This is a genomic window from Stenotrophomonas sp. YJH_SMC_122 (genome assembly GCF_059369535.1).
Genome location: NZ_JCAFST010000001.1, coordinates 64940 through 89115 on the forward strand (window position 1 = coordinate 64940; position 24176 = coordinate 89115).

Annotated in this window: 27 protein-coding genes; 11 read left to right on the top strand and 16 right to left on the bottom strand. The window is 67.8% G+C overall.

Going from position 1 to position 24176, the window contains the following annotated elements; translation table 11 throughout:
* Positions 1-58 precede the first annotated feature (58 nt).
* Complete coding sequence (locus AC5P66_RS00310) at positions 59-1480, bottom strand: MFS transporter (protein ID WP_099494696.1); 1422 nt, start codon at positions 1478-1480, stop codon at positions 59-61.
* A 29-nt stretch (positions 1481-1509) separates the two neighbouring features.
* Between AC5P66_RS00310 and soxR the strand changes: the two genes are divergently transcribed.
* The gene (gene soxR, locus AC5P66_RS00315) at positions 1510-1944 is read left to right on the top strand and encodes a redox-sensitive transcriptional activator SoxR (protein WP_005415534.1); all 435 of its coding nucleotides are present in this window, start codon (positions 1510-1512) and stop codon (positions 1942-1944) included.
* Between the two features lie 66 nt (positions 1945-2010).
* Here the strand turns inward: soxR and AC5P66_RS00320 are convergent, their stop codons facing one another.
* On the bottom strand, positions 2011-2613 hold the full coding sequence (locus AC5P66_RS00320; protein WP_099494697.1) for a short chain dehydrogenase: 603 nt from the start codon (positions 2611-2613) through the stop codon (positions 2011-2013).
* A 98-nt stretch (positions 2614-2711) separates the two neighbouring features.
* Between AC5P66_RS00320 and AC5P66_RS00325 the strand changes: the two genes are divergently transcribed.
* Complete coding sequence (locus AC5P66_RS00325) at positions 2712-3587, top strand: LysR family transcriptional regulator (RefSeq protein ID WP_111096558.1); 876 nt, start codon at positions 2712-2714, stop codon at positions 3585-3587.
* A 60-nt stretch (positions 3588-3647) separates the two neighbouring features.
* Here the strand turns inward: AC5P66_RS00325 and proC are convergent, their stop codons facing one another.
* Together proC and AC5P66_RS00335 are read right to left on the bottom strand one after the other, a co-directional pair.
* Positions 3648-4469 (bottom strand): pyrroline-5-carboxylate reductase, encoded by an 822-nt coding sequence (gene proC / locus AC5P66_RS00330; RefSeq protein ID WP_099494699.1) that lies wholly within the window; start codon positions 4467-4469, stop codon positions 3648-3650.
* A gap of 18 nt (positions 4470-4487) precedes the next feature.
* The gene (locus AC5P66_RS00335; RefSeq protein ID WP_099494700.1) at positions 4488-5165 is read right to left on the bottom strand and encodes a YggS family pyridoxal phosphate-dependent enzyme; all 678 of its coding nucleotides are present in this window, start codon (positions 5163-5165) and stop codon (positions 4488-4490) included.
* A gap of 87 nt (positions 5166-5252) precedes the next feature.
* On the opposite strand from AC5P66_RS00335, the gene AC5P66_RS00340 reads away from it, so the two are divergent.
* The 4 genes from AC5P66_RS00340 (at position 5253) to AC5P66_RS00355 (ending at position 9390) form a co-directional block, all read left to right on the top strand.
* Entirely contained in the window at positions 5253-6290 is a 1038-nt protein-coding gene (locus AC5P66_RS00340; protein WP_004147099.1) for a type IV pilus twitching motility protein PilT, read from the top strand.
* A 98-nt stretch (positions 6291-6388) separates the two neighbouring features.
* Positions 6389-7531, top strand: a complete 1143-nt coding sequence (locus AC5P66_RS00345) for a PilT/PilU family type 4a pilus ATPase (protein WP_005415539.1) — start codon at positions 6389-6391, stop codon at positions 7529-7531.
* A gap of 35 nt (positions 7532-7566) precedes the next feature.
* On the top strand, positions 7567-8295 hold the full coding sequence (locus AC5P66_RS00350) for a hypothetical protein (protein ID WP_049441132.1): 729 nt from the start codon (positions 7567-7569) through the stop codon (positions 8293-8295).
* Positions 8296-8406: 111 nt separating this feature from the next.
* Positions 8407-9390: an aldo/keto reductase gene (locus AC5P66_RS00355; RefSeq protein WP_099494701.1), complete on the top strand. Its 984-nt coding sequence runs from the start codon at positions 8407-8409 to the stop codon at positions 9388-9390.
* Between the two features lie 62 nt (positions 9391-9452).
* Here AC5P66_RS00355 and AC5P66_RS00360 read toward each other — a convergent pair whose 3' ends face one another.
* On the bottom strand, positions 9453-10349 hold the full coding sequence (locus tag AC5P66_RS00360; RefSeq protein ID WP_099494702.1) for a LysR family transcriptional regulator: 897 nt from the start codon (positions 10347-10349) through the stop codon (positions 9453-9455).
* 93 nt (positions 10350-10442) lie between these two features.
* Here AC5P66_RS00360 and AC5P66_RS00365 point away from each other — a divergent pair, with 93 nt between their 5' ends.
* Entirely contained in the window at positions 10443-10655 is a 213-nt protein-coding gene (locus tag AC5P66_RS00365; protein WP_495216031.1) for a DUF4287 domain-containing protein, read from the top strand.
* Positions 10656-10766: 111 nt separating this feature from the next.
* Entirely contained in the window at positions 10767-11474 is a 708-nt protein-coding gene (locus AC5P66_RS00370) for a YitT family protein (RefSeq protein WP_005415543.1), read from the top strand.
* Between the two features lie 60 nt (positions 11475-11534).
* On the opposite strand, the gene AC5P66_RS00375 is transcribed toward AC5P66_RS00370, so the two are convergent.
* Together AC5P66_RS00375 and AC5P66_RS00380 are read right to left on the bottom strand one after the other, a co-directional pair.
* A complete protein-coding gene (locus AC5P66_RS00375; RefSeq protein WP_495216032.1) occupies positions 11535-12080 on the bottom strand; it encodes a DNA-3-methyladenine glycosylase I in 546 nt (181 codons plus the stop codon).
* Positions 12077-13870: a DUF4153 domain-containing protein gene (locus AC5P66_RS00380; RefSeq protein ID WP_495216033.1), complete on the bottom strand. Its 1794-nt coding sequence runs from the start codon at positions 13868-13870 to the stop codon at positions 12077-12079. The genes AC5P66_RS00375 and AC5P66_RS00380 overlap by 4 nt, the downstream gene beginning before the upstream one ends.
* Positions 13871-13962: 92 nt before the next feature.
* Here AC5P66_RS00380 and AC5P66_RS00385 point away from each other — a divergent pair, with 92 nt between their 5' ends.
* The 3 genes from AC5P66_RS00385 to AC5P66_RS00395 are packed head-to-tail and all read left to right on the top strand — an operon-like array spanning position 13963 to position 15983.
* Positions 13963-14529, top strand: a complete 567-nt coding sequence (locus AC5P66_RS00385; protein ID WP_049410646.1) for a YqgE/AlgH family protein — start codon at positions 13963-13965, stop codon at positions 14527-14529.
* The gene (ruvX, locus tag AC5P66_RS00390) at positions 14522-15016 is read left to right on the top strand and encodes a Holliday junction resolvase RuvX (RefSeq protein WP_049410643.1); all 495 of its coding nucleotides are present in this window, start codon (positions 14522-14524) and stop codon (positions 15014-15016) included. The genes AC5P66_RS00385 and ruvX overlap by 8 nt, the downstream gene beginning before the upstream one ends.
* 16 nt (positions 15017-15032) lie before the next feature.
* On the top strand, positions 15033-15983 hold the full coding sequence (locus tag AC5P66_RS00395) for an aspartate carbamoyltransferase catalytic subunit (protein ID WP_099494703.1): 951 nt from the start codon (positions 15033-15035) through the stop codon (positions 15981-15983).
* Positions 15984-16207: 224 nt separating this feature from the next.
* Here AC5P66_RS00395 and AC5P66_RS00400 read toward each other — a convergent pair whose 3' ends face one another.
* From AC5P66_RS00400 to AC5P66_RS00440, 9 genes are all read right to left on the bottom strand, one after another.
* Positions 16208-17005 (bottom strand): carboxylesterase family protein, encoded by a 798-nt coding sequence (locus tag AC5P66_RS00400; protein WP_065185824.1) that lies wholly within the window; start codon positions 17003-17005, stop codon positions 16208-16210.
* Between the two features lie 71 nt (positions 17006-17076).
* On the bottom strand, positions 17077-17343 hold the full coding sequence (locus tag AC5P66_RS00405) for a hypothetical protein (RefSeq protein WP_049438626.1): 267 nt from the start codon (positions 17341-17343) through the stop codon (positions 17077-17079).
* A 105-nt stretch (positions 17344-17448) separates the two neighbouring features.
* Positions 17449-18810, bottom strand: a complete 1362-nt coding sequence (gene mgtE, locus AC5P66_RS00410) for a magnesium transporter (protein WP_049410631.1) — start codon at positions 18808-18810, stop codon at positions 17449-17451.
* A gap of 194 nt (positions 18811-19004) precedes the next feature.
* Positions 19005-20774 (bottom strand): phosphoenolpyruvate--protein phosphotransferase, encoded by a 1770-nt coding sequence (ptsP, locus tag AC5P66_RS00415; protein WP_049410628.1) that lies wholly within the window; start codon positions 20772-20774, stop codon positions 19005-19007.
* 2 nt (positions 20775-20776) lie between these two features.
* On the bottom strand, positions 20777-21046 hold the full coding sequence (locus tag AC5P66_RS00420) for an HPr family phosphocarrier protein (RefSeq protein ID WP_111096556.1): 270 nt from the start codon (positions 21044-21046) through the stop codon (positions 20777-20779).
* Positions 21039-21431, bottom strand: a complete 393-nt coding sequence (locus tag AC5P66_RS00425; protein ID WP_263467360.1) for a PTS sugar transporter subunit IIA — start codon at positions 21429-21431, stop codon at positions 21039-21041. Before AC5P66_RS00425 ends, AC5P66_RS00420 begins: the two co-directional genes overlap by 8 nt.
* 412 nt (positions 21432-21843) lie before the next feature.
* Positions 21844-22728 (bottom strand): RNase adapter RapZ, encoded by an 885-nt coding sequence (gene rapZ, locus AC5P66_RS00430; protein WP_049415178.1) that lies wholly within the window; start codon positions 22726-22728, stop codon positions 21844-21846.
* 27 nt (positions 22729-22755) lie between these two features.
* Positions 22756-23706, bottom strand: a complete 951-nt coding sequence (hprK, locus tag AC5P66_RS00435) for an HPr(Ser) kinase/phosphatase (RefSeq protein ID WP_005408388.1) — start codon at positions 23704-23706, stop codon at positions 22756-22758.
* Positions 23703-24155 (bottom strand): PTS sugar transporter subunit IIA, encoded by a 453-nt coding sequence (locus AC5P66_RS00440; RefSeq protein WP_061479789.1) that lies wholly within the window; start codon positions 24153-24155, stop codon positions 23703-23705. Before AC5P66_RS00440 ends, hprK begins: the two co-directional genes overlap by 4 nt.
* Positions 24156-24176 lie beyond the last annotated feature (21 nt).

Below are 24176 nucleotides of genomic sequence, written 5' to 3' on the forward strand. Positions count from 1 at the left end.
ACGCGGGAATCCCGTGATGGTGCCGGCCAGCGGCCGGCACTACCGAAATTCGGCGGCGCTACACCCGTCGCGCGATCACCGCGGCCAGCATCGCCAGGCCGAAGGTGATCGCCAGGCACAGCAGGTAGCCGGTGTGCGGCGCGCTTTCCACGAACAGCGCGAACAACGCACCGGAGACCGCCAATGCGGTGGTCACCGACAGGGCCTCGCTCAGCTGCAGGGCCGACGTGTTGGCACCCTGCTCATGCGCTGCTGACAGCGAAAGCGTGAGTACCGAGAGGCTGGCGTAGATCATGCCCATGCCGAAACCGGTGACCGTCCAGCCCACCAGAGCCACCGGCAATGGCACTGCATTGAACAACACCGCAAGCGTTGCGGCGATGCCGACCGTCATCATCGCCGTGCCGACGCGCAGCAGCTGCTGGCGTGACCAGCCGCGCTGCTGGTGACCCTGCAGCCAGGAGCCGGCGAACCAACCGAGTGCGCCGAGGCTGAGCACCGCGCCGGCCCAGCTGGGCGGGAGCCCGCGTTCGCGCTGCAGCAGCAGCGGCAGGTAGGCTTCGCAGGCGAAGAATGCGGCAGCGGCGATGCCGCGCAGTGCGATCACGCTGGGCAGGCCCCTGCGCAGGATCAGCGTCCCGGCCGGCAGCAGGCGATGCACGCATAGCAGCAGCGCCAGCATCGCCACGCCGATGCAGAGCAGGGCGGTCGGACCGTGCTGCTGCCCGCCGAAGTACAGCAGCAGCGCCGCCAGCGATGCACCACTGGCCCAGCGCACGACGTTGCCGCGCCCCTCGTCGTTGCTGCTGTCGGCGGAGGGCTGCATGCGCGCCAGCGCAGGCCGCAGCAACAGGGCAGCAGGGACTGCCAGCAGCGGCACCGCCAGGAACACCCAGCGCCAGCCGGGATGCTGGACGATCAGGCCGCTCAGCGCCGGGCCGACCATCGAGGGCACCACCCAGCCCGCCGAGAATGCCGCGAACACCTTCGGCCGCAGGTGCTCGGGGTAGCTGCGGCCGACCATCACGTACAGCGAGACCGAAATCGCGCCCGCACCCAGGCCCTGCAGCAGGCGCCCGGCCACCAGCATGCCCATGCGCACGGCGAAGCCGGCCAGCAGCAGGCCCAGCACGAAGCAGGCCAGGCCGTACCACAGCGGCCGTGCCGGGCCCTGGCGGTCGGCCCAGCGTCCGGCCAGGGTCATGCCGATCACGCTGGTGGCCAGTGTGCCGCCGAACGCAAGCGCATACAGGCGCAGGCCACTGAGTGCTTCGGCCACCGTGGGCATCGCGGCCGCGACGGCCAATGCTTCGAAGGCGTGCAGCGCGACCAGCGCAACCATGCCGAGGGTGGTGGCGCGGTAGCGCGCGGACAGGATCGATGTGTCAGCCGGCAGGCGGGTGTCGGCGGGAGAGAGGGTCGGGGTCATACCGGTCAGGGGCGGGCCGCGCTTGTCAACGGGCGGCGAAGATAGCAGCATGCCACCTCAACTGTAGTTGAGGTCAAGCAATGGCATCCCAGGAACTCAGCGTTGGCGAGGTCTCCCAGCGCAGTGGCGTGGCCGTTTCCGCACTGCATTTCTACGAGCGCAAGGGCCTGATCAGCAGCCTGCGCACCTCGGGCAACCAACGCCGTTACAGCCGCGACGTGCTGCGCCGGCTGGCAGTGATCCGCGTTGCGCAGCGGGTGGGCATGCCACTGGAAGCGGTCGGCCGCGCCTTCGAGAGCCTGCCTGAAGGCCGTGCACCGACCAAGGCTGACTGGGCCAAGCTGTCTGCGCGCTGGCGCACCGAGCTGGAAGAGCGCATCCACATGTTGCAGCTGCTGCGCGATGAACTGACCGGCTGCATCGGCTGTGGCTGCCTGTCACTGCAGCATTGCCGCCTGGCCAATCCTGGCGACGTTCTCGGCGAACGCGGCGACGGTCCGATGCGCTGGGAATGAAAAAGGGGACGGAGGGGATTAAGTCGCAAGTGCACAAACGACTTAATCCCCTCCGTCCCCTTTTTCTTACCAGACCGTGATCGTCTCGCCGCTCTGGATGCCTTCCACTGCACGCTGGAACGCCAGTGCGGCGCGTTGTGCGCTTACCGCTTCGAAGCCCGGGAAGTAGGGGCCGTAGGCCGCCATCGATTCGATCAGTACGTTCGGGCTGACCACGTTGATGCGCAGGCCGCGCGGGAGCAGCTCCAGGGCGGCGGCGCGCACGAAGCCTTCCAGTGCGGCATTCACTGCGGTGGCGTTGACGCCGTCGCGGATCGGCTGCGCGCTGACGATGCCGCTGGTCAGGGTGATCGAGCCGCCCGCACTGAGGTGGTGCTGCGCGGCCAAGGCCAAGCGCACCTGGCCAAGCAGTTTGTCCTGCAGGCCGATAGTGAACTGTTCGGGCGTCATGTCCTGCAGCGGGCCGAAATGCAGTTTGCCTGCGGTCGAGATCACCGCATCTACCGGGCCTGTGCGCGCAAACAGTTCGGCAACGCTGGCGTCATCGGTCAGGTCCACGCGCAGTTCGCCGCTGTTGCGGCCGGCGGCGAGAATCCGATGCTGTTGGCCGAGCTGGCGGGCGACTGCCTGGCCGAGCGTGCCGCTGGCACCGACGAGGAGAATCTTCATGGCCGTTCCTTGCGTGTGGGAGTGAGCGCAGTCTGCGCCGTCACAGCGGAGTTAGGTAAGCGGCGTATGATTCGCAGATTCCTAACCCTGGATTAGTAATGGATACCCTTCGCTGCATGCGGGCCTTCGTGGCGGTAGCCGAGCGCGGCAGCTTTGCCGGCGCCGCCGAACAGCTGCAGGTGTCGGCGGTGATGGTGGGCAAGTACATCCAGCAGCTGGAGGCGCACCTAGGCACCGGACTGCTGCAACGGAACACCCGCCGCCAGCGCTTGACCGAAGCCGGCAGCACCTACCTGGCCGGGTGCCGGCAGGTGCTGGAGCAGGTGCAGCAGGCCGAGGCCGATGTGGCCGGCCTGCAGGTACAGCCGCGTGGCCTGTTGCGGGTCAGCGCGCCCACCACCTGGGGCAGCTGCGTGCTGGCGCCGCAGCTGGCCGGCCTGCTGCGCGCGCAGCCGCAGTTGAATATCGAGCTGGACCTGAACAACCGCCGCGTGGACCTGATCGAAGATGGCTTCGACGCGGCGATCCGGGTCGGGCCGTTGCCATCGCAGGAGGTGGTGGCGCGGCCGCTGCCGCCGTATGCGATGAGCCTGTGCGCGGCGCCGTCTTACCTGCGCAGGCGCGGCACGCCGCGAACACCGGATGACCTGCAAGGGCACGACTGCCTGAGCCACCTGGCCTGGCGCGGCGGGCATGGCTGGCAGTTGGCCAACGGCGAACACGTCGACTGGGAGGCACGGCTGAGCAGCAATGATGGCTTCGCATTGCGTGAAGCCGCCGTGGCCGGGGCCGGGCTGGTACTGCAGCCCACCGCACTGCTGGCGGCGGAAATCGCAGCGGGGCGGTTGAAGCCGCTGCTGCGCGACTACCTGCCCGAACCGCGGCCGATGCACCTGATCTACCTGCCCGACCGCCGCCCGCGCCCGCGGTTGCAGTGCTTCGTGGATTTCGTCATGACCACGTTGGGGCAATGAGCATCCGCGCCATGCGTGGATGATCGGCAGGTGCCGACCGTTGGTCGGCACACATCGGGATCAATCATTCGCCGCAGACAATTCCTGTCCACGCACCTGCGCGGCGCGCAGTGCGGTGTCCACCAGCGCTTCGAAACCTCCGGCCTGGAAGCTCTCGATCGCGGCCTGGGTAGTGCCATTGGGTGACGTCACGCGACGGCGAAGCTCGGTCGGGCTCTCACCGGCCTCATCCAGCATGCGCGAGGCGCCCAGCAGGGTCTGCACCACCAGCGTGCGCGCGGCGTCGGCCGGCAGGCCCTGGGCGATACCCGCCGCTTCCATCGCTTCGGCCAGCAGGAACACGTAGGCCGGCCCGCTGCCAGACACGGCGGTGACCGAATCCATCAGTGCCTCGCGTTCGATCCACACCGTGCGCCCGGCACTGGCCAGCACCTGTTCGGCCTGCGCGTGCTGCTGTGGATCCACCAAGGGCGTGGCATACAGGCCGGTCACGCCGGCGCCGAGCAGAGCGGGGGTATTGGGCATCGCACGCACCACCGGCAGGTTGCCACCCAGCCAGCGCTCCAGCTGTGCGCTGGTGATGCCGGCAGCGATCGACACCACCAGCGGCCGGTTTGCCTGGGCCAGCGCCTGCAGCGACTGGCAGACCTCACGCAGCACCTGCGGCTTCACCGCCAGCAGCCAGGCGCTGCCCTGTGCGGCGGCATCGGTGGCGTTGTCGTGCACCTGCACGCCGAAGTCGGCAGCCAGCGACTCGCGCAGCGCTGCAACCGGTTCGGCCACATGGATATGCGCGGCCGGCACGCCCTGGCGGATCAGGCCGGCGATCAGGCTGCGCGCCATGTTGCCGCCGCCGATGAAGGTGATGGAATCAGCTGCCATGGACGTCTCCTTGGAAAATCAGGCTGGGCGCGCACGCGCGCCGAACAGGGCGGTGCCGATGCGCACCAGGGTGGCGCCCTCGGCGATGGCGTCGGCGTAGTCGCTGCTCATGCCCATCGACAGCGTGTCGACCTGCGCGTGCTGGGCGGCCAGCGACTGAAAAAGTGTGCGCATGCGCACGAACGCATCCCGACGGCGCTCCACCTCGGGCCACGGCGCAGGAATCGCCATCAGGCCACGCAGGCACAGCGAGGGCTCGGCGGCAATCGCAGCGGCCAGCCCCTCGACATCCTCCGGTGCACAGCCGTGCTTGCTGGATTCATCGTCGATGTTGACCTGGATCAGCACATTCAGCGGGCCGCGCGCGGCCGGGCGATGGCGCGCCAGCGCCGTTACCAGCTTGGGCCGGTCCACGCTCTGCACCCAGTCGAAGTGGGTGGCCACGGCCTCGGCCTTGTTCGACTGCAGGTGGCCGATCAGGTGCCACTCCAGCGCCAGGTGCTGCAGCGCCTGCATCTTGGCCAGCGCTTCCTGCACATAGTTTTCGCCGAAGGCCTGCTGGCCCTGCGCGGCCAGCGCGGCCACGGCCTCGGCCGGTTGGGTCTTGGAAACCGCCAGCAGGCGCGGATCGGGCCGGCCGGCCGCCTCGGCGGCGGCATGCAGGTTGCTCAGGATCTGGGGCAGGGGAGTGGCCACGTAACGCGTTCCGTTGAATCAGGAGGCTATACTGCCGCCCGGGGAAAGATCCTTCCAGTCGAAGCCGTTATTGGGGAGTAGCCGCTCATGGATATCGCCGAACTGCTGGCGTTTTCCGTAAAGAACAAAGCGTCCGACCTGCACCTGTCTGCAGGCCTGCCGCCGATGATCCGGGTGGACGGCGACGTTCGCCGGATCAACATCCCGGCCCTGGACCACAAGCAGGTCCACGCGCTGGTGTACGACATCATGTCCGACAAGCAGCGCCGCGATTACGAGGAATTCCTCGAAGTGGACTTCTCCTTCGAGATCCCGTCGCTGGCGCGCTTCCGTGTGAACGCGTTCAACCAGAACCGCGGCGCCGGTGCGGTGTTCCGTACCATTCCGTCCGAGGTGCTCACCCTCGAAGACCTGGCCTGCCCGCCGCTGTTCCGCGAGGTGATCCAGCAACCGCAGGGCCTGATCCTGGTGACCGGCCCGACCGGCTCGGGCAAGTCGACCACGCTGGCGGCGATGATCGACTACATCAACAAGAACGAATACGGCCACATCCTCACCGTCGAGGATCCGATCGAATTCGTGCACACCTCGCAGAAGTGCCTGATCAACCAGCGCGAAGTGCACCGTGACACGCATGGCTTCAACGAAGCACTGCGCTCGGCACTGCGTGAGGACCCGGACATCATCCTGGTGGGCGAACTCCGCGACCTGGAAACCATCCGCCTGGCACTGACCGCCGCGGAAACCGGCCACCTGGTGTTCGGCACCCTGCACACCAGTTCGGCGGCCAAGACCATCGACCGCATCATCGACGTGTTCCCGGCGGGCGAAAAGCCGATGGTGCGTTCGATGCTGTCCGAGTCCCTGCGTGCGGTGATCTCGCAGGCACTGCTGAAGAAGGTCGGCGGCGGCCGTACCGCGGCGTGGGAAATCATGGTCGGCACCCCGGCCATCCGCAACCTGATCCGCGAGGACAAGGTGGCGCAGATGTACTCGGCCATCCAGACCGGCCAGCAGTACGGCATGATGACCCTGGACCAGCACCTGCAGGACCTGGTCAAGCGCAGCCTGATCACCCGCAACCAGGCCCGCGAGTACGCCAAGGACAAGCGCCTGTTCGAGTAAGGCGGGACAGCGACGGGCGGCGCGCGCAATGGCGCGGCCGCTCCGTGTTGTTTCCTCCACCGACCGTTACCTGGTAAACCGCTTTCCGGGAGCCCGCCGTGAACACCACCGCGACCACCATCGATTTCACTTCGTTCCTCAAGCTGATGGCGCACCAGCGCGCCTCGGACCTGTTCATCACTGCGGGTATGCCACCGGCGATGAAGGTCAACGGCAAGATCTCGCCGATCACGCAGACGCCACTGACGCCGCAGCAGAGCCGCGACCTGGTCCTCAACGTGATGACCCCGGCACAGCGCGAGGAATTCGAAAAGACCCACGAATGCAACTTCGCCATCGGCCTGTCCGGTGTCGGCCGTTTCCGCGTGAGCTGCTTCTACCAGCGCAACCAGGTCGGCATGGTGCTGCGTCGCATCGAGACGCGCATTCCGACCGTGGAAGAGCTGAGCCTGCCGCCGATCATCAAGACGCTGGCGATGACCAAGCGCGGCATCATCCTGTTCGTCGGTGCCACCGGTACCGGTAAATCGACTTCGCTGGCGGCGATGATCGGTTACCGCAACCAGAACTCGACCGGGCACATCATCACCATCGAAGACCCGATCGAATTCGTGCACAAGCACGAGGGCTGCATCATCACCCAGCGCGAGGTCGGCATCGATACCGACAGCTGGGAAGCCGCGCTGAAGAACACCCTGCGCCAGGCGCCGGACGTGATCATGATCGGCGAGGTGCGTACCCGCGAAGGCATGGACCACGCCATCGCGTTCGCCGAAACCGGGCACCTGGTGCTGGCCACGCTGCATGCCAACAATGCCAACCAGGCGATGGACCGCATCGTCAACTTCTTCCCGGAAGACCGCCGCAACCAGCTGTTGATGGACCTGTCGCTGAACCTCAAGGGCGTGGTCGCGCAGCAGCTGGTGCCGTCGCCCGATGGCCGCTCGCGCAAGGTGGCGATGGAGATCCTGCTGGGCACGCCGCTGGTGCAGGACTACATCCGCGACGGCGAGATCCACAAGCTGAAGGAAGTGATGAAGGACTCGGTCCAGCTGGGCATGAAGACCTTCGACCAGAGCCTGTTCGAGCTCTACCAGGCCGGCGAGATCAGCTACGAGGACGCGCTGCGCTACGCCGATTCGCAGAACGAGGTGCGCCTGCGCATCAAGCTCAGCCAGGGCGGCGACGCGCGCACCCTGTCGCAGGGACTGGATGGCGTGGAGATCTCGGAGATCCGTTGACCGGACGGGCGCCTGCGGGCGCCCGCTGCTCCGGGATGGCCGCGGCGCCGGATGCACGCCCGCGTGAACCTGCCAGGGAGGCCTGCATGCGTGTGACTACGAGCGTGATACTGGCCATCGCCGTGCTGCTGCAGGCCGGTTGTGCCCGTACCCCCGAACCGGCAGCCGCGGCCGCGGGCTGCGACGATCCACAGGCGCATGCCTGGTATCTGCTGCCACCGCCTGCGACGAAGCACGGCGGCGACCTGCCGCCGTTCATCGATTTCACCGGGTCAGCGAGGACGATCTATGATGCCCGGTTGCGGGATCTCGATGGCTTGCCGGAGCCGTCGTTCCGCTGTGGCAGCGTACCGGCACAGGCATATCGCTTCGTCTGGGATCCTGCATTCTTCCCGGGCGTGCTCATTCGCGCGCAGCGCAATGCAGCGGGCCACGCGTGGATCGTCGGGCGCAGTGCGCGCGATTTCGAGATTTCCGGATCGTTACCCGGAAGCCCAGCCACCGTCATCAAGGGTGGCACGTGCGCTCCACCGCGCGCGCTGAGTGCGCAGGAATGGAACGCCATCGCCGCCGCGTTTGCGCTGTTGCAGGGCGAAGATTCGAGCGCTGGGCTTGACGGCTCATCGTGGATGTTCGAGTCCGTGGTGGACGGCGAGCAACGTTGGTTCGCACGATGGGTGCCGCGGGATCCGGCGTTCCGCAACACCGGCAGGATGATGGTGGAACTGGCGGGTTGCACTGACACCCTGCAGGGCATGGAGTGACGGGCACCACAGGCGATTGATGAATTCCGGTCATGACCGACTGCGGCCGGGCTGGCTCAATCCAGCGCCACGACAGGCGTATCGTCAGCACTCCCCCTCTGGAGTACGACGATGCAGACACGTGAACTCGGCCGCAGCGGCCTGAAGGTTTCCGCCCTGGGCCTGGGTTGCATGGGCCTGACCCATGCCTACGGCCAGCCGGTTGAACCGAGCCAGGGCATCGCCCTGCTGCACGCTGCCGTCGAGCGCGGCGTGACCTTCTTCGATACCGCCGAAGTGTACGGCCCGTACACCAACGAAGACCTGCTCGGCCAGGCCTTGGCGCCCTACCGCGACAGGCTGGTGATCGCCACCAAGTTTGGTTTCAAGGACGCGCGCACCGATGCCGGCCTGGACAGCCGCCCGGAGAACATCCGTGCCGTGGCCGAAGCCAGCCTCAAGCGCCTGCGTACCGACCATATTGATCTGTTCTACCAGCACCGCGTCGACCCGAACGTGCCGATCGAGGATGTGGCCGGCACCGTGAGCGACCTGATCGCCGAGGGCAAGGTCGGCCACTTCGGCCTGTCCGAGGCCAGTGCTGCCACCGTGCGTCGCGCGCATGCGGTGCAGCCGGTCACCGCCGTGCAGAGCGAGTACTCGCTGTGGTGGCGCGAACCGGAGCGTGAACTGCTGCCGACGCTGCAGGAGCTGGGCATCGGCTTCGTGCCGTTCAGCCCGCTGGGCCGCGGCTTCCTGACCGGTGCGATCAACGCCGATACCACCTTCGACGCCAACGACTTCCGCAACAGCGTGCCGCGTTTCGAAGTGGAGGCGCGCCGCGCCAACCAGGCGCTGGTGGATCGCATCAGCACGATTGCGGCAGCGCGCGGTGCGACGCCTGCGCAGGTCGCACTGGCCTGGCTGCTCGCGCAGGCACCGTGGATCGTGCCGATTCCGGGCACCACCAAGGTTCATCGCCTGGAAGAAAACCTGGGCGCGGCCGACCTGCAGCTGGCGCCGGAAGAACTGCAACGCATCGCGCAGGCGCTGGACGAAGTGTCGATCGTTGGCGAGCGCTACAACCCGCAGCGTGCGGCACAGGCCAAGGGCTGACCGGCCGGTGAGTGCGGACCGCTGGTGGTGGGTGCGGACCGCTGGTCCGCACGCCTTGACCCTCACCCCATCGGCCCGCGCAGCGCATCAAGCACCGTTCGCATCGCCACGGTCACGTGGCGGCGCGAAGGGTAGTACGCGTAGTAGCCATCGAAGTGCGGGCACCAGTCGTCCAGCACTGATTGCAGCCGGCCATCGTCCAGCATCGGCTGTACCTGGTCTTCCGGCAGCCAGGCCAATCCGCTGCCTGCCAGCGCCGCGGCGCGGGTCATGCCCATGGTGTTGAACGTCCACTGGCCGCTCACGCGCACGCTCAGTTCGTTGCCGTCCTGGCCGAAATCCCACGGCATCAGCCCACCATGCGTGGGCAGGCGCAGGGTCACGCAGTTGTGCCCGGCCAGGTCGTCCGGGTGCCGCGGCACCAGGTGCTGGCGGAAGTAGCTGGGCGCCCCGACCACGCGCATGCGCAGCGGCGGGCTGATCGGTACGGCGATCATGTCGCGCGCCAGCCGCTCGCCCAGGCGGATGCCGATGTCGTAGCGCTCGGCCACGATGTCGGCCAACCCGTAGTCGGCCGCCAGTTCCACCTTCAAATCCGGGTACTGCTGCAGCAGCGGCGCCAGCCTGGGCCAGGCGATGTACTCGGCGGCGTGGCCGGTGGCATTGATGCGGATGGTGCCGGCCGGGCGTTCACGGTACTCGGCCAGCGCGGCCAGCCCGTCCTCGATCTCGGCCAGGCGCGGGGCCAGGGTATCGAGCAGGCGGGCACCGGCTTCGGTGGTCGAGACGCTGCGGGTGGTGCGGGTCAGCAGGCGCACGCCCAGGCGCTGCTCCAGGCCGCGCATGGCATGGCTTAGCGCGGACTGGGACACGCCCAGCTGGGCGGCGGCCTTGGTGAAGCTGCCCTCGCGGGCAACGTGGACGAAGGCCTGCAGGTCGTTGAGGTTTTCACGGGGCATGACGGGATGATACGGCTCCCGGATTGAACGGATCTGTCGATTTCCGGCTCCCCGGTTCGTCGCAACGGTACATCCAACGCAAGGAGCTTCCGCATGAGCACTGACACCAGGCCCAAGGGCCTGGCCTCCTACTTCCCCTCCATCGAGAGGACCTATGGGCAACCGGTGGCGCACTGGCTGGGGCTGCTGGCGGGACAGACGGGCCTGAAACACATGGAACTGGTCAGCTTCCTAAAAAGTGAGCATGGGCTGGGCCATGGCCATGCCAACGCGCTGGTGGCGCACCATCTGGCCGGCAAGGGCTGAGCAGCGGCGGGCAGGGGGCATGGGGCGGGCGAATTCAGCTGAACGATTTCATCTGCAACTGTCATGCAGATCGTGTCTAATACCGCTCCCCACCTGCTGTTCCCCACCCGTATGTCCCTTCCCTCCCATGGCCCCGCGCCGTGCGACGACGCTGACGGCCACCTGGTCACCGCCGGTCCGCTGACCCCGCCGCCCGACAGCGCCGGCACCACCGCCGACGACAAAGCGCTGCGTCACTCGATCGCCGAGGACGTGCAGGGCATGGTGCTGGCCACGATGGTGGCCTCGCTGGGCCTGGCCATCTTCGCCAAGGGCGGGCTGATGATCGGCGGCATGGCGGGCATGGCCTTCCTGCTGCACTACGCGATGGGCTGGAACTTCGGCCTGGTGTTCGTGCTGGTCAACCTGCCGTTCTACTGGGTGGCGCTGCGGCGCATGGGCTGGGAATTCACCCTGAAGACCTTCGCCGCGGTCACCGCCTGTGGCGTGCTGACCGACCTGCTGCCGCGCTGGATCGACTTCTCGCACATCAACCCGCTGTATTCGGCGATCGTCGGTGGCGCGTTGTCCGGCCTGGGCATCCTGTTCTTCATCCGCCACCGTGCAAGCCTTGGCGGCATCGGCATCCTGGCGGTGTACCTGCAGCGCACCCGTGGCTGGAGCGCGGGCAAGGTGCAGATGTCCTACGACGCCTGCCTGATGGTGGCCGCGTTCTTCGTGTTGTCGCCGTCGAAGGTGCTGTACTCGGCCATCGGCGCGGTGGTGCTCAGCCTCGTGCTGATGTTCAACCACCGCCCTGGCCGCTACATGGGCGTGTGACCGTTCAGCGGGGTTGCCGGCCAGCGGCCGGCACCACCGGCACCCACGCGCGGAGATCCATCAGCGGGCGGCGGCCTGCAACCACGGCGGCGACAGCGTCAGCAGCCGCGCATGCACCGGGCAATCCTCGGCGTGCGCCCCCGGCAGGTAGCCCAGGCTCATCAGGAATTCGCCGGTGATCTCGCCGCCGGTGAAGCTGAACGTCTTCTTGAACAGCTTCACCCAGTCGGCCTTGCTGCGCGGGTGGTGTGCATCCAGCCACCCAGCGAAGCTGCCATGGCTGGCCCGCAGCTGCTGGATCACCTGCGCGTTGTGGATCGCCGCCAGCACCTTCAGCCGGTTGCGGATGATGCCCGCGTCCGACAGCAGGCGCTCGATGTCCTGCTCGGCATACGCGGCCACGCGGTCCACATCGAAGCCGTCATAGGCTGCGCGGAAGCCGTCGCGCTTCTTCAGGATCGTTTCCCAGCTCAGCCCGGCCTGGTTGATTTCCAGTACCAGCCGCTCGAACAGCTCGCGCTCGTCACGCTGCGGGAAGCCGTACTCGTTGGCGTGGTAGTAGTCGTGCACCGGATGGCCCGGGGCAATGAGGCAGTAGCCGCTCATGGGGAAGGCTCGCTGGATTCGGATTCGGATTCGGGATCGATGGCCACCGCAGGGTGCCCGCCGATGGACAGCATCGGCCAGCGGGGCGGCACGAGAGTGAGTTTGCCGTCACGCAGGGCGTGGTTGATCGTCTCGGCCTGGCCGCTGACGGTGCCGAACAGCGCACCGGCGCGGCGCCACTGGGAATTCTTGCCACGTGCGTACAGCACGCAGTCCGGTCCACGGTGGGTGTTCAGCTCGCACAGCAGCACCTCGCCGCTACCATCGCCGTCCAGGTCGCGATGCACGATCAGGCAGTCGCGCTCGCTCTGGGCGCAGGATTCGCCATTGATCGATCGGGTGGCCAGAGCTTTCCACCAGTCGTCCGGTGGCGAACTGGATCCCTTGGCCAGCTTCAGCGCGCGCTGCAGGGCGGCGACGTCCTGCGGCCCCTTGTCGAGGCGGTGGCCGTCGTCCCAGCGTGAGGTACGTGCCAGGGCTGCAGCGATCACCTGTGGCGCGTTGGCATCGGCGGTGATGGCCGGATCGCGCTGCAGTTCGCGCAGCGCCTGCACGCCACGGCGCCCCAGATCGAAGCGCAGCACGTTGACGTCGCTGCTGGTGATCGCTGGCGGGTCCGCGCGCAGGCGCGCCAGTTGGCTGGACAGGGTCAGCCGCACCGGGTCCAGCAGGGGCGAGTTGCCCAGCAGTGCCAGTGCCAGCACCACCCAGCACATCCAGCGGTTGACCGGCTCCAGCATCTGCAGCCAGCGGCGCTGCCGGCGCGGCACGGCCAGCGCGTAGCCCACGGCATAGCCGGCCGTGGCCAATGCGACGAGTACCGCCCAGAAGCGATCCAGGGTCCAGCCGTACTGCGCCACGCGCAGGCCCAATGCATACAGCGCCAGCACGGCATAAACCGGCAGCGTCAGCAGGCTGGCTTCGACCAGCCTGCGCAGCACCAGAGGGTAGGGAACACTGTCTTCCCCCTGCTGGTAGACCGCATTGGTAAACGTCACCAGCAGCAGTGACACCACCACCAGCAGGCTGGCGGCGGAACGGGTCTTCCACAGCGGTTCCAGCCCGGTAAGCGGCAGGCTCAGCACGAACAATACGGCGATGAACGACAGCAGCGGCAGCAGCCCACGGCAGATCGCGAACAGCACCTGGCGGGTGATCTGGATCGCGCGGTGCTGGGTGCGCCCGATCAGCACGCCGAACCCGGCCAGGCTGCCAGTGGCCAGTGCGATGAAAGCGTCCTGCCGGAACAGGTCGCGGAAGACATTCACGTCCAGCAGTTGGAACAGCGCTGCCCACAGCCACAGCAGCAGCCAGGTCAGCCCGGTGAACAGCGCCGCCAGGGCCAGGGTCAAACCGTTCTGCCAGGCGCGCTCGAACAACTCGGGGTAGCTGGCGCGCCAGTGCCCATGCTGCAGCTGGAACTGCCACCAGGGCAGGGCCACGAACACCGCCACGGCCATGCCCAGGGTCAACGGAAACTGCAGCGCGCCCGATTCCAGTGCGGTTTCGCCATTGAGGTTCCAGCCGATCCAGCCGGCCAGCGCCAGCACCACCGCCGAGCCGAGCACGGCCTGCAGCCACAGTCGGCGCTGGCCCAGCTCGACCAGGCTCAGCGCCACCGCGCTCGGAACGGCCAGCACCCAGGCGTACCAGCAATAGCGCCAGCCGATATCGCGGAACGGCCACGCGTCGGACAGCTCCTGCGCGGCATACAGCATCAGGCCCTGCAGCAGGGCAAGCAGGACGATGGCGCTGCGTGCCGGCAGGGTCAGGGGCGATGAAGACTGCATCTAATGACCTTCCGTGGCAAAGCACCATCCTAGCCCATCGCGGTTCGGCGCCATCGCGCGACCATCCCGCCCCCAGCAGGTAGAATGGGCCCATGCCTGTAATGCCGACCTCCCTTGCCGATCACCTGCTCGTCGCGCTGCCGTCGCTGCTCGACGCGACCTTTGCCCGCAGCGTCGCGCTGATCTGCCAGCACGACGAGAACGGGGCGATGGGCGTGCTGGTCAACCAGCCCTCCGAATACACGCTGGGTGAAGTGCTCGCGCAGATGGACATCACCACCGGTGATGGCGACCTGCAGGCGCGCATGGTGCTCAATGGCGGCCCGGTGCATCCCGAGCGCGGCTTCGTCATCCATGACGACGCGCGCGCGTGGGATTCCAGCCTGACCGTGGGCCATGGCCTGTACCTGACCACCTCGCGCGACATCCTCGAAGCGATGGCGCGTGGCGAAGGCCCGGCCAATGCCGTGGTCACCCTCGGCTGTGCCGGTTGGGGCGCAGGGCAGCTGGAAAGCGAGCTGTCCGAGAACAGCTGGCTGACCGTGCCGGCCGATGCCGAGCTGGTGTTCCAGCTGCCGCTGGAGCAGCGCTGGCAGGGGGCGGCTTCGCGCATTGGCGTGGACCTGTTCCGGCTGACCGACTACAGCGGCCATGTCTGAGCCCATCACGCCCGCCCCGGTTCCTGCTGCCCCGGCCATCCGTCGCGACGGCACGGTGCTGGGTTTTGATGTCGGCTCGCGACGGATCGGCGTGGCCATCGGTAGTGCCTTCGCCGCGCACGCGCGCGCGGTGGCCGTGGTCGATGTGCACGGCAACGGCCCGGACTGGACCGCGATCGAACGCCTGCTCAAGGAATGGAAGCCCGACGGCCTGGTGGTCGGCGACCCGCTGACCCTGGATGGCCAGGACCAGCCCAACCGCAAGCGTGCGCAGGGCTTTGCCCGCCAGCTGCGGGAACGCTTCAAGCTGCCGGTGGTGATGATCGACGAGCGTTCCAGCTCGGTCGAGGCGGCCCGCCGTTTCGCCGTCGAGCGCGCCGAAGGGCGCAAGCGCCGCCGTGATGCGGCCGCGCTCGATGCCGTCGCCGCGGCGGTGATCATCGACCGCTGGCTGTCGTCCCCCGACGACGCCACCCCCATCCCCTGACTGCACGACTCCCGCCATGACTGCCCAGCAAATCGATGCCTCCGGACGCCTGCGCCACCTGCTGACCCTGGAGGGCCTGCCGCGCGAAACCCTGCTGCAGTTGCTCGACCGCGCAGGGCAGATCCGCGATGCCGCGGTCGGCCGAGTTGGCAACAAGCGCCACGTGCTGGCCGGTTCGGCGGTGTGCACGCTGTTCTTCGAGCCGTCCACGCGCACCCGCAGCTCGTTCCAGCTGGCCGCGCAGCGCCTCGGGGCCGATGTGCTGAACTTCGATGCCTCGACCTCGTCCACGCGCAAGGGCGAAACCGCCTGCGACACGCTGCGCAACCTGGAAGCGATGGGCGTGCGCGGCTTCGTGGTGCGCCACCCCGATGACGGCGCCGTGGCCGCGCTGGCCGACGCCGCGGGCGAGGGCACCGCGCTGATCAATGCCGGCGACGGCCGCAGCTCGCACCCGACCCAGGGCCTGCTCGACATGCTGACCCTGCGCCAGGCCAAGGGCCCGGATTTCTCGAAGCTCAAAGTGGTGATCGTCGGCGACGTGAAGCACTCGCGCGTGGCCCGCACCGACCTGCATGCGCTGCGCACGCTGGGCGTGGGCGAGATCCGCGTGTGCGGCCCGCAGTCGCTGCTGCCGGATGACGAGACCCTGAAGGGCTGCGTGGTCGGCGATGATTTCGACGCGATGCTGGAAGGCGTCGACGCGCTGATGATGCTGCGCCTGCAGCGCGAGCGCATGGAAGAAGGCCTGGTGCCGTCGCTGGAGCAGTACCACGCGCAGTACGGCCTGACCCGCGAGCGCCTGGCGCGTGCCGGCAAGGACGCTGCGGTACTGCACCCGGGCCCGATCAACCGCGGCGTGGAAGTGACCGACGACGTGGCCGATGGCCCGCAATCGTGGGTGCTGCGCCAGGTCGCCAACGGCGTCGCCGTGCGCATGGCCGTGCTGGAAACCTTGCTGAGCTGACCACTTTGGTGGGTGCCGACCGTTGGTCGGCACTGAACCATCAGTGCGGTGAAGTGGGGGCCTGGCCATTGAATGGGTCCGGGCCTACCTGTACTGACGTGGTTGCCCGATAGAAGAGCGATACCGGCAGGCGCACGCTTGGGCCCATGAACCGCGCACGCCTACGCCTTGGCCGCCATTCCCGGATCGGGCAATCCTGCATCCTTCCCAGCAGAAGCTGCGGTTCATCGCTTCTGCGCGAACAGCCACGCCCACATTGCAGGGTCCGCGTAGGTGGCATCCCAGGCATTGTGGTTGCCCTCCGGGTACTCGGTGTAGCGCACGTCGCGTGCAGCGGCGCTTTGGAAGGCGGCGTGCAGCCTGCGGTCGTCGTCCGGCGGCACCACATCATCCAGCGCACCATGGAAGATCCAGATCGGTGTGTGCCGAAGCCGCTTGGCGATCGCGGCATACGGATCGGATTCCTGGGCCACCTGTTCGACGAACAGCGTCGGACGCACCGCGCGCGGCGCCAGCACCGCGCCGCATACCGGCACGATCGCGGCGAAGCGCCCGGGGTCATCCAGCGCGATGTTCCAGCTGCCATAACCGCCCATCGACATCCCGGTCAGGTACTGCCGCGAGGGATCGGCACCGAACTCGGCGATGGTGGCGTCCAGGGCGGCCAGCGCAACGCGGTTGTTGCGCCCGCTCCATTCCTGGCGGCCCGGCACCTGCGGGAATACGGCCAACGCGGGGAAGTCGGCCGCGTGCCTGCGCAGGTGCGGCCCCAGCCCCGCATGGGTCTGCTTGACGCCGTCGCCGCCACGCTCGCCGGATCCATGCAGGAACAGCACCACCGGCAGCGCGCCAGGCGTGCGCGCCGCGGTTGCCGGAATGAACACCTGGTAATAGGCGGTGCGGCCATCCACTTTCACCGCACGCGATTCGAAGCGGCCACGTGCGCTGTCCGGGTGCGAGGCGCAGCCGGCCATCATCAGGATCGCCAGCATTGGCAGCCAGCGCATCATCGTACGGACCATCGACGTTCCAGGAGCGGTGGGTTCAGCCGCATCCTAGTCCGCCGCAGGTCAACGCGGCATCTTGCGCCGCATCACTGCGTGCGCGGGAAGCTGGCAATGATGTCCAGTTGTTCCTGCGCTTCGGCATTGCCTGCCGCCGCCGCAGCCTGCACCTGCGCCATGTCCGGGTGCAGCACCACCAGCAACGGGTTTTCGCAGACCGGGCAGGCGTACTCGGTCGCGTCCTCGTCCAGTTCCATCTCCATGGCGCGCGAACTGCCCTTCCATTCGCAGGCCGGGCAGGTGTGCTGCTGGTCGCGCCAGCCGGGTTGGAAATAGTCTTCGATCGTGGTGGCCATGAGGGTCCAGTTGGAATCGGGCCAGAGTCCCGCGCAGCGGGGATCCGACCCTGGGTTTTGGCGTGGGTCGGAGCTCCGCGTTGCGGGGATCCGGCCCGGCAGGGATCAGTGCAGCAGCACCAGCGTGGCCAGGCCGAGGAAGGTGAAGAAGCCCATCGAGTCGGTCACGGCAGTCAGGAAGATGCCGCTGGCCAGCGCCGGGTCGAAGCCGAAGCGTTTCAGGGTCAGCGGCACCAGTACGCCGGCCAGTGCAGCGAACAGCAGGTTGCAGGTCAGCGCGATGGCGATCACCGCCGACAGCCCGGGCGAGTGGAACCAGACCAGCACGATCAGCCCCAGTATCGAGCCGAGCAGCAGGCCGTTGAGCGCGGCCACCCGCACTTCCTTCCACAGCAGCGTGCGCGCGTTGGAAGCGCCCACCTGGCCCAACGCCAGGCCGCGCACCATCAGCGCCAGCACCTGGGTACCGGCATTGCCGCCCAGGCCGGCCACGATCGGCATCAGCACCGCCAGCGCCACCAGCTTGTCGATCGTGCCCTCGAAGTGGCCGACCACGCTGGAGGCCAGGAAGGCCGTGCACAGGTTGATCGACAGCCACATCAGGCGGCGGCGCATGGCGCGCCAGACCGGGCTGAACAGGTCCTCGTCCTCGTCCAGGCCGGCGGCGCCCAGCGCCTGGTGCTCGGCCTGGCCGCGGATGATGTCGACCACGTCATCGATGGTGATGCGGCCAACGAGGATGTTGTTCTCGTCCACCACCGGTGCGGAGATCCAGTCATGGTCGGAGAACTGCCGTGCCACTTCCTGGTCGCTCTCGCCGACGTCGATGGCCGGCTGCTCGTCGTCGATCAGGCGGTTGATCGGGGTGGTGTCCTCGTGGGTCACCAGCGCCGCCAGCGACACCCGGCCGAGATACTGGTGCCGCCGGCTGACCACGAACAGGTGGTCGGTGTGGTCCGGCAGTTCGCCGCGCAGGCGCAGGTAGCGCAGCACCACGTCGACGTTGACGTCGGCGCGCACGGTCACCACGTCCGGGTTCATCAGGCGGCCGGCGCTGTCCTCGGGATAGGACAGCACCTGTTCCAGCCGCTCGCGGTTCTCGCGGTCCATCGACTTGAGGACTTCATCGATGACCGTATCCGGCAGGTCTTCGACCAGGTCGGCCAGATCGTCGATGTCCAGGTCTTCGACCGCGGCGATGATCTCGTCCGGGTCCATGTCCGCGAGCAGGCTCTCGCGCACGTCCTCGCCGACGTGGACCAGCACCTCGCCGTCGTCTTCAGGATCGACCAGGCCCCACACCACCTCGCGCTTGCCCGGCGGCAGCGATTCAAGCAGGTTGCCGATCTCGGCCGGGGCCAGGGTGTTGACCAGGCGACGTACCGGGCCCAGCCGGCCGCTGTCCAGTGCATCGGACAGCATCCGCAGTTGGCGCGCAGTCTTGTCGTGGCGTACAGCTTCAGCCATCGCAGCTCCCGCGGGATAAGAAAAGCCGCGATCCCGGCAAGGATGCGGCAACAGGGGTGTTCAGCGCGTCATTATCGCAAGGGGATGTTTCAACGCATAGCCGAGGGGCGGTGGTAGCGCCGGCCACCGGCCGGCAATCGTCCCCATCGAAGTCCATGAGATTGCCGGCCAGCGACCCGCACTACCCTCGGCTGTCAGGCCGTTTCGGCCACCAGCGCCAGCCAGCGCTCGATGGCGCGGCGGTCGCGCGCGGCCAGCAGTTTCGGTGCACGGGCGCGCAGTGCGCCCAGGTCAGCGTCGCGTATCGCGCGGCGTACCTCCAGCAACGTACCGGGGTGCAGGCTGAACTCGCTCAGGCCCAGCGCCAGCAGCAGCGGGGTCATCCGGGCATCACCGGCCATCTCGCCGCAGACCGCCACCGGGACGCGGTGGCGCGCGCCGGTCTCGATCACCATCTGCAGCAGCCGCAGCACGGCGGGATGCAGTGGCGAATACAGTTCGCCCAGCGCCTCGTTGTTGCGGTCGGCAGCCAGCAGGTACTGCACCAGATCGTTGGTGCCGATCGACAGGAAATCGACCAGGTCGATGAAGCTCTCCAGCGCCAGCGCAGCGGCGGGGACTTCGATCATCGCGCCCAGCGGTACGTGGTCGGACACCATGTGGCCTTCGCCGCGCAGCTGTTCGGTCAGTTTGAGCATGCGCCGGCGCACGGCCAGCAGCTCCTCGCGGGTGCTGACCATCGGCACCAGTACGCGCAGCTTGCCGTACGCAGACGCGCGCAGGATCGCGCGCAGCTGGGTGTCGGCCACCTTCGGCCGTGCCAGCGAAAGGCGCACTCCGCGCAGGCCGAGTGCAGGGTTCTCTTCGTTGCTCAGGGTCAGGCCGGTACGGTCGGCCTTGTCCGCGCCCAGGTCCAGCGTGCGTATGGTGACCGGCCGCCCGCTCATGCCCAGCGCGGCATCGCGGTAGGTCTGGAACTGCTCTTCTTCGTCCGGCAGCTCATTGCGCTGCAGGAACAGGAATTCGGTGCGGTACAGGCCGAGCCCCTGCGCGCCCAGTGCATGCGCCTGGGTCACGTCTTCCAGCGATTCGGCATTGGCCAGCAGGGCAATGTCGACCTGGTCGCGGGTACGGCTGGGCTTGCTGCGCAGGCGGCCGAGCTCGCGCTGCTCGCGCGCGTGCTCCTTCAGCCGGACGCGGTAGTCCCGCAGGTTGTCGGCCTGCGGGTTGACGGTGATGCTGCCGTCGGCGCCATCGATGATCAGCACGTCGCCATCGGCGATGCGGCTGAGCAGCTGCGGCACGTTGACGATCAGGGGCAGGTGCAGGCTGCGCGCCAGGATCGCGCTGTGCGACAGCGCGCTGCCGGCGGCCGTGACGATGCCGACCACGCCCTGTGCCTGCAGCTGCGCCAACTCGGAGGGCGCGATGTTGTCGCAGACCAGGATCTCGCCGGCCAGGCCTTTCACCGCCGACGGCCGTTCGGGTTGCAGGAAGGCGTGGATGCGCCCGATCACATGGTCGAGATCGTCCATGCGGCTCTTCAGGTAGGCATCGTCCATGCCATCGAAGACCTTGGCCAGGCGGTCGCGCTGCAGGCGCAAGGCATAGCCGGCGCTGTACGGGCCGCTGCGGATCAGCTCGTCCAGGCCGTACAGCAGCTCGGGGTCGTCCAGCAGCAGCGCGTGCAGGTCGAGGAACTCGCCCACTTCCTGGTTCAGGGCGCCATGCAGGCGCTGGCGCAGTTCGTGCATTTCCGTACGCGCGGCATCCAGCGCCCGGTGCAGGCGCGCCAGTTCGGCCTCGACCTGGTGGGCGGCCACGCGCTGCTCGGCCACCTCCAGCGCATGCGGCAGTCGCACGCGTGCCCGGCCCATCGCCGTTCCACGCGCGGCGCCGTGGCCGGCCAGCAGCTGTACCGGCCGTTGGCCGGAAGGGACCTGGCCGGCGCGTGCGCGCGGCACGCTCAGCTGTCCTCGTCGAAGCGGCGTTCGAACAGTGCGACCACCGCTTCCATCGCGGCGGCTTCGTCCTCGCCGTTGATGCGCACGGTGACCGGGGTGCCCTGGCCGGCGGCCAGCAGCATCACGCCCATGATGCTCTTGGCGTTGATCTCACGGCCCTTGGCGGCCATGGTCACGTTGCAGCGGAACGGCGCCAGGGTCTGCACCAGCTTGGCGGTGGCCCGGGCATGCAGGCCCAGGCGGTTGCTGACGGTGAGTTCTCGTTCAAGCATCGTCGACTATCGCTCCATTACGGGTACCCGCCGCGGCTGTGGCGGGCAGTTGATCCAGTCCCTGTTCCGGATAATTCATCACCCGCAGCAACATCGGCAGGCTCAGCGCCGATACCCGGCGAACCGGGGTCCCCAGCCGGGCCAGCTGCCCGGCAAGGTTGGCGGGGCTGGCGCCGTACAGGTCGGTCAGGATCAGCACGCCGTGACCTCCGTCGACCCGCCGCAAAGCGGTCGAGGCGAGCGGGAGCAGGGCGTCCAGGTCTGCGTCGAACGGTACTTCGAAAGCTTCGGTTTTCAGCGGCAACTGCCGCAGGAGCCGGGTCGCCACGTCAAGCAGGGCGGTCCCGACCCCGGGATGTGTTACGAGGAGAATGCCACAGGTCATTACCGCACGTTAACAGGTCAAGGTGAATCGGCGATAGCAGCAGATGAGGGGTACTGTGTCCCGTATTCAGTGTTGCTCGCTGGCGAGCCCTTTTTCGTTGAAAAAGAGATCCTACGCCATCCGTTTTTCGATGCCTGAAAGCGATTCATCCACGCATGGCGTGGATCTACCGTGTCGACCAAGGTCGACACCCACCAACAGCACACGGAATCTGTCAGAGGCGGGGCGGTGTGGGCAGGCAGGACCGTTGGCGCCATGGATGGCGCCATCGAGCCCCCAAGGAGGGGTTCACGGCGTGTCCTGCCTGCCCACACCGCCCCGCCATCCCACGGACTGCCGCTTTTGCTGTTGCTGTTGCCGGCCAGCGGCCGGCACTACCGGCGGGTGCCGGGCGCAGCCCGGCCGACCCCCCTCAATCCTGTTCGCGGTGGTAGGTGGCCACGTCCTGCCAGCCCCTCTCGCGGGTGTGCCGGGCCATGCGCTCGGCCAGGAACACCGAGCGGTGCTTGCCGCCGGTGCAGCCGAACGCCACGGTCACGTAGCTGCGGGTGCCATCCCCCAGTTTCGGCAGCCACGTATCGAGGAAATCCATCAGCTGGGCCAGGTAACGCTGCACGTCCGGCTGTGCTTCCAGATAGTCGCGCACGCCCGGCTCGCGGCCGCTCAGCGCGCGCAGGTCCGGGTCCCAGTGTGGATTGGGCAGCACCCGCGCATCGAACACGAAGTCCGCCTCGGCCGGTACGCCGCGCTTGTAGGCGAATGATTCGAACAGCAGCGACAGGCCGGTGGCATGGTCCATCGCGAACTCGGTGATGATCCGCCGCCGCAGCTGGTGCACGTTGAGGGTGCTGGTATCGATCACCGCGTCGGCCTCACGCCGCAGCGGCGCGGTCAGCTCGCGCTCGCGGGCGATCGCTTCGGGCAGCGACAGGCCCAGCTGGCTCAGCGGATGGCGACGACGGGTGTCGGCGTAGCGCTTGAGCACCGTTTCGTCGCTGGCCTCGAAGAACAGTACCTTCACTTCCACGCCGGCGTCGGTGGCCAGCTGCCGCCAGTCGCCCAGCTGGCTCAGGTCGGCCTGGCCGCGGACATCGATGCCTACGGCCAAGCGGCGCGGTGCGCTGCCGTCGTGGTTGGCCAGCAGGCTGCGCACGAAGTCCGGCAGCAGGTGGATCGGCAGGTTGTCCGAGCAGTAGTAGTCCTGGTCCTCGAAGGTCTTCAGGGCGACGGATTTACCCGAGCCGGACAGGCCGCTGACGATGATCAGGGTCGGGGCGGTGGGGATTGCGGTGCTCATGGACAGGCTCTTCGAGGGGCAGTGGGATCAGGGTGTTCGCCGTTCCAGCAGATTGCTGTGGCGGGCAATGAACATGGCCGCCGGGTCAATGCCCTTGGTGCGCAGGATGTGCAGGCGGGTGGCGGCTTCGGTCAGCACGGCCAGGTTGCGGCCAGGCATCACCGGCAGGGTGATCAGCGGAACGTCCAGGTCCAGCACATGGCGGGTGCCCGAGTCGCCGGTCAGGCGCTCGTAGCCATGCGGCGTGGGCTCGGTCATCGGCTTGGTCAGGTGGACGATCAGCCGAAGGTACTTGTTCTTCTTTACAGCCGTGTCGCCGAACATCTCGCGCACGTTCAGCACGCCCAGACCGCGCACTTCCAGCAGGTCCTGCAGCAGTTCGGGGCAGGTGCCGTCGAGCACATCCGGGGCGATCTGGGTGAACTCGGGGGCGTCGTCGGCGACCAGGCGGTGACCACGGCTGAGCAGTTCCAGTGCCAGCTCGCTCTTGCCCGACCCGGCCTCGCCGGTGATCAGCACGCCAATGGAATAGATCTCCATGAACACGCCGTGCAGGATCACCCTCGGCGCAAGCGTGCGCGCCAGATGGTAGGACAGGTGGTTGAGCAGTTCGTGGCCGCGCTTGGGCGACAGCCACAGCGGCGTGCCGGATTCATCGGCGGCGGCGCGCAGGTCTTCCGGGCAGGCCTGGTTGCGGGTCAACACCAGTGCAAGCGGGTGCGACTGCATGATCTTTTCGATGGTCTCCCAACGCTGGCGCGGTTCCAGCGCATCCAGCCAGGACAGTTCCTCGGTGCCCAGGATCTGCACCTTGTTGGGATAGATGGCGTTGAGGTAGCCGGCCAGCGAGGGGCGCCGCGAAACGGTATTGCCGGCCTCCAGCTCGCGCTTCTCACCGGATTTGCCTGCGGCCCAGCGCAGCCCCAGCCGCTCGCGCTGCTGTTCGAACAGTTCACGGGCGGTGATGCTGGTATTCATGCGGCGCTCGCAGGTGGGGTCATGTCCAGCGCCTCGCGCAGGGCCCGGGCATCGCCGGCCTCACGCAGGGCCTGGCGGATATCCGGCGCGGAAAACAGCTCGGCCAGCTCGGACAGCAGCATCAGGTGCTGGTGGGTGTAGTGGGCCGGGACGGCCATCGCGAACACCAGGTCCACCGGCTCATCGCCGCCGAAGTCGACCGGGGCCGCCAGACGCAGCAGGGCGCCACGGGGGCGGTCCAGGGTCGGCGCGCGGCCGTGGGGGATAGCGATACCGTGGCCGATCGCGGTGCTGCCCAGGGCTTCGCGCTGGCACAGGTTCAGATAGATCTGTTCGGCATTGGCCTGGCGGCAGGCCAGCAACCCGGCGGCGGCCTGCAGGACGCTGTCACGGTCGGTGGCCGCGCAGAGCTGGGTCTGCACGGCCGCCAGGAGGTCAGTCAGGGGCATGTCTGCGGGGAACGGTGGCGA

Coding starts and splice junctions, on each gene's coding strand:
- AC5P66_RS00380 (WP_495216033.1), bottom strand. CDS start 13,870: ATGCAGTCTTCATCGCCCCTGACCCTGCCGGCACGCAGCGCCATCGTC.
- AC5P66_RS00400 (WP_065185824.1), bottom strand. CDS start 17,005: ATGGTCCGTACGATGATGCGCTGGCTGCCAATGCTGGCGATCCTGATG.
- rapZ (WP_049415178.1), bottom strand. CDS start 22,728: ATGAGCACCGCAATCCCCACCGCCCCGACCCTGATCATCGTCAGCGGC.
- AC5P66_RS00420 (WP_111096556.1), bottom strand. CDS start 21,046: ATGCTTGAACGAGAACTCACCGTCAGCAACCGCCTGGGCCTGCATGCC.
- ruvX (WP_049410643.1), top strand. CDS start 14,522: ATGTCTGAGCCCATCACGCCCGCCCCGGTTCCTGCTGCCCCGGCCATC.
- hprK (WP_005408388.1), bottom strand. CDS start 23,706: ATGAATACCAGCATCACCGCCCGTGAACTGTTCGAACAGCAGCGCGAG.
- AC5P66_RS00375 (WP_495216032.1), bottom strand. CDS start 12,080: ATGAGCGGCTACTGCCTCATTGCCCCGGGCCATCCGGTGCACGACTAC.
- AC5P66_RS00405 (WP_049438626.1), bottom strand. CDS start 17,343: ATGGCCACCACGATCGAAGACTATTTCCAACCCGGCTGGCGCGACCAG.
- AC5P66_RS00320 (WP_099494697.1), bottom strand. CDS start 2,613: ATGAAGATTCTCCTCGTCGGTGCCAGCGGCACGCTCGGCCAGGCAGTC.
- AC5P66_RS00385 (WP_049410646.1), top strand. CDS start 13,963: ATGCCTGTAATGCCGACCTCCCTTGCCGATCACCTGCTCGTCGCGCTG.
- AC5P66_RS00310 (WP_099494696.1), bottom strand. CDS start 1,480: ATGCTGCTATCTTCGCCGCCCGTTGACAAGCGCGGCCCGCCCCTGACC.
- AC5P66_RS00370 (WP_005415543.1), top strand. CDS start 10,767: ATGTCCCTTCCCTCCCATGGCCCCGCGCCGTGCGACGACGCTGACGGC.
- AC5P66_RS00340 (WP_004147099.1), top strand. CDS start 5,253: ATGGATATCGCCGAACTGCTGGCGTTTTCCGTAAAGAACAAAGCGTCC.
- AC5P66_RS00360 (WP_099494702.1), bottom strand. CDS start 10,349: ATGCCCCGTGAAAACCTCAACGACCTGCAGGCCTTCGTCCACGTTGCC.
- AC5P66_RS00355 (WP_099494701.1), top strand. CDS start 8,407: ATGCAGACACGTGAACTCGGCCGCAGCGGCCTGAAGGTTTCCGCCCTG.
- AC5P66_RS00440 (WP_061479789.1), bottom strand. CDS start 24,155: ATGCCCCTGACTGACCTCCTGGCGGCCGTGCAGACCCAGCTCTGCGCG.
- AC5P66_RS00395 (WP_099494703.1), top strand. CDS start 15,033: ATGACTGCCCAGCAAATCGATGCCTCCGGACGCCTGCGCCACCTGCTG.
- AC5P66_RS00325 (WP_111096558.1), top strand. CDS start 2,712: ATGGATACCCTTCGCTGCATGCGGGCCTTCGTGGCGGTAGCCGAGCGC.
- AC5P66_RS00365 (WP_495216031.1), top strand. CDS start 10,443: ATGAGCACTGACACCAGGCCCAAGGGCCTGGCCTCCTACTTCCCCTCC.
- soxR (WP_005415534.1), top strand. CDS start 1,510: ATGGCATCCCAGGAACTCAGCGTTGGCGAGGTCTCCCAGCGCAGTGGC.
- AC5P66_RS00425 (WP_263467360.1), bottom strand. CDS start 21,431: ATGACCTGTGGCATTCTCCTCGTAACACATCCCGGGGTCGGGACCGCC.
- proC (WP_099494699.1), bottom strand. CDS start 4,469: ATGGCAGCTGATTCCATCACCTTCATCGGCGGCGGCAACATGGCGCGC.
- mgtE (WP_049410631.1), bottom strand. CDS start 18,810: ATGGCTGAAGCTGTACGCCACGACAAGACTGCGCGCCAACTGCGGATG.
- AC5P66_RS00350 (WP_049441132.1), top strand. CDS start 7,567: ATGGCCGCGGCGCCGGATGCACGCCCGCGTGAACCTGCCAGGGAGGCC.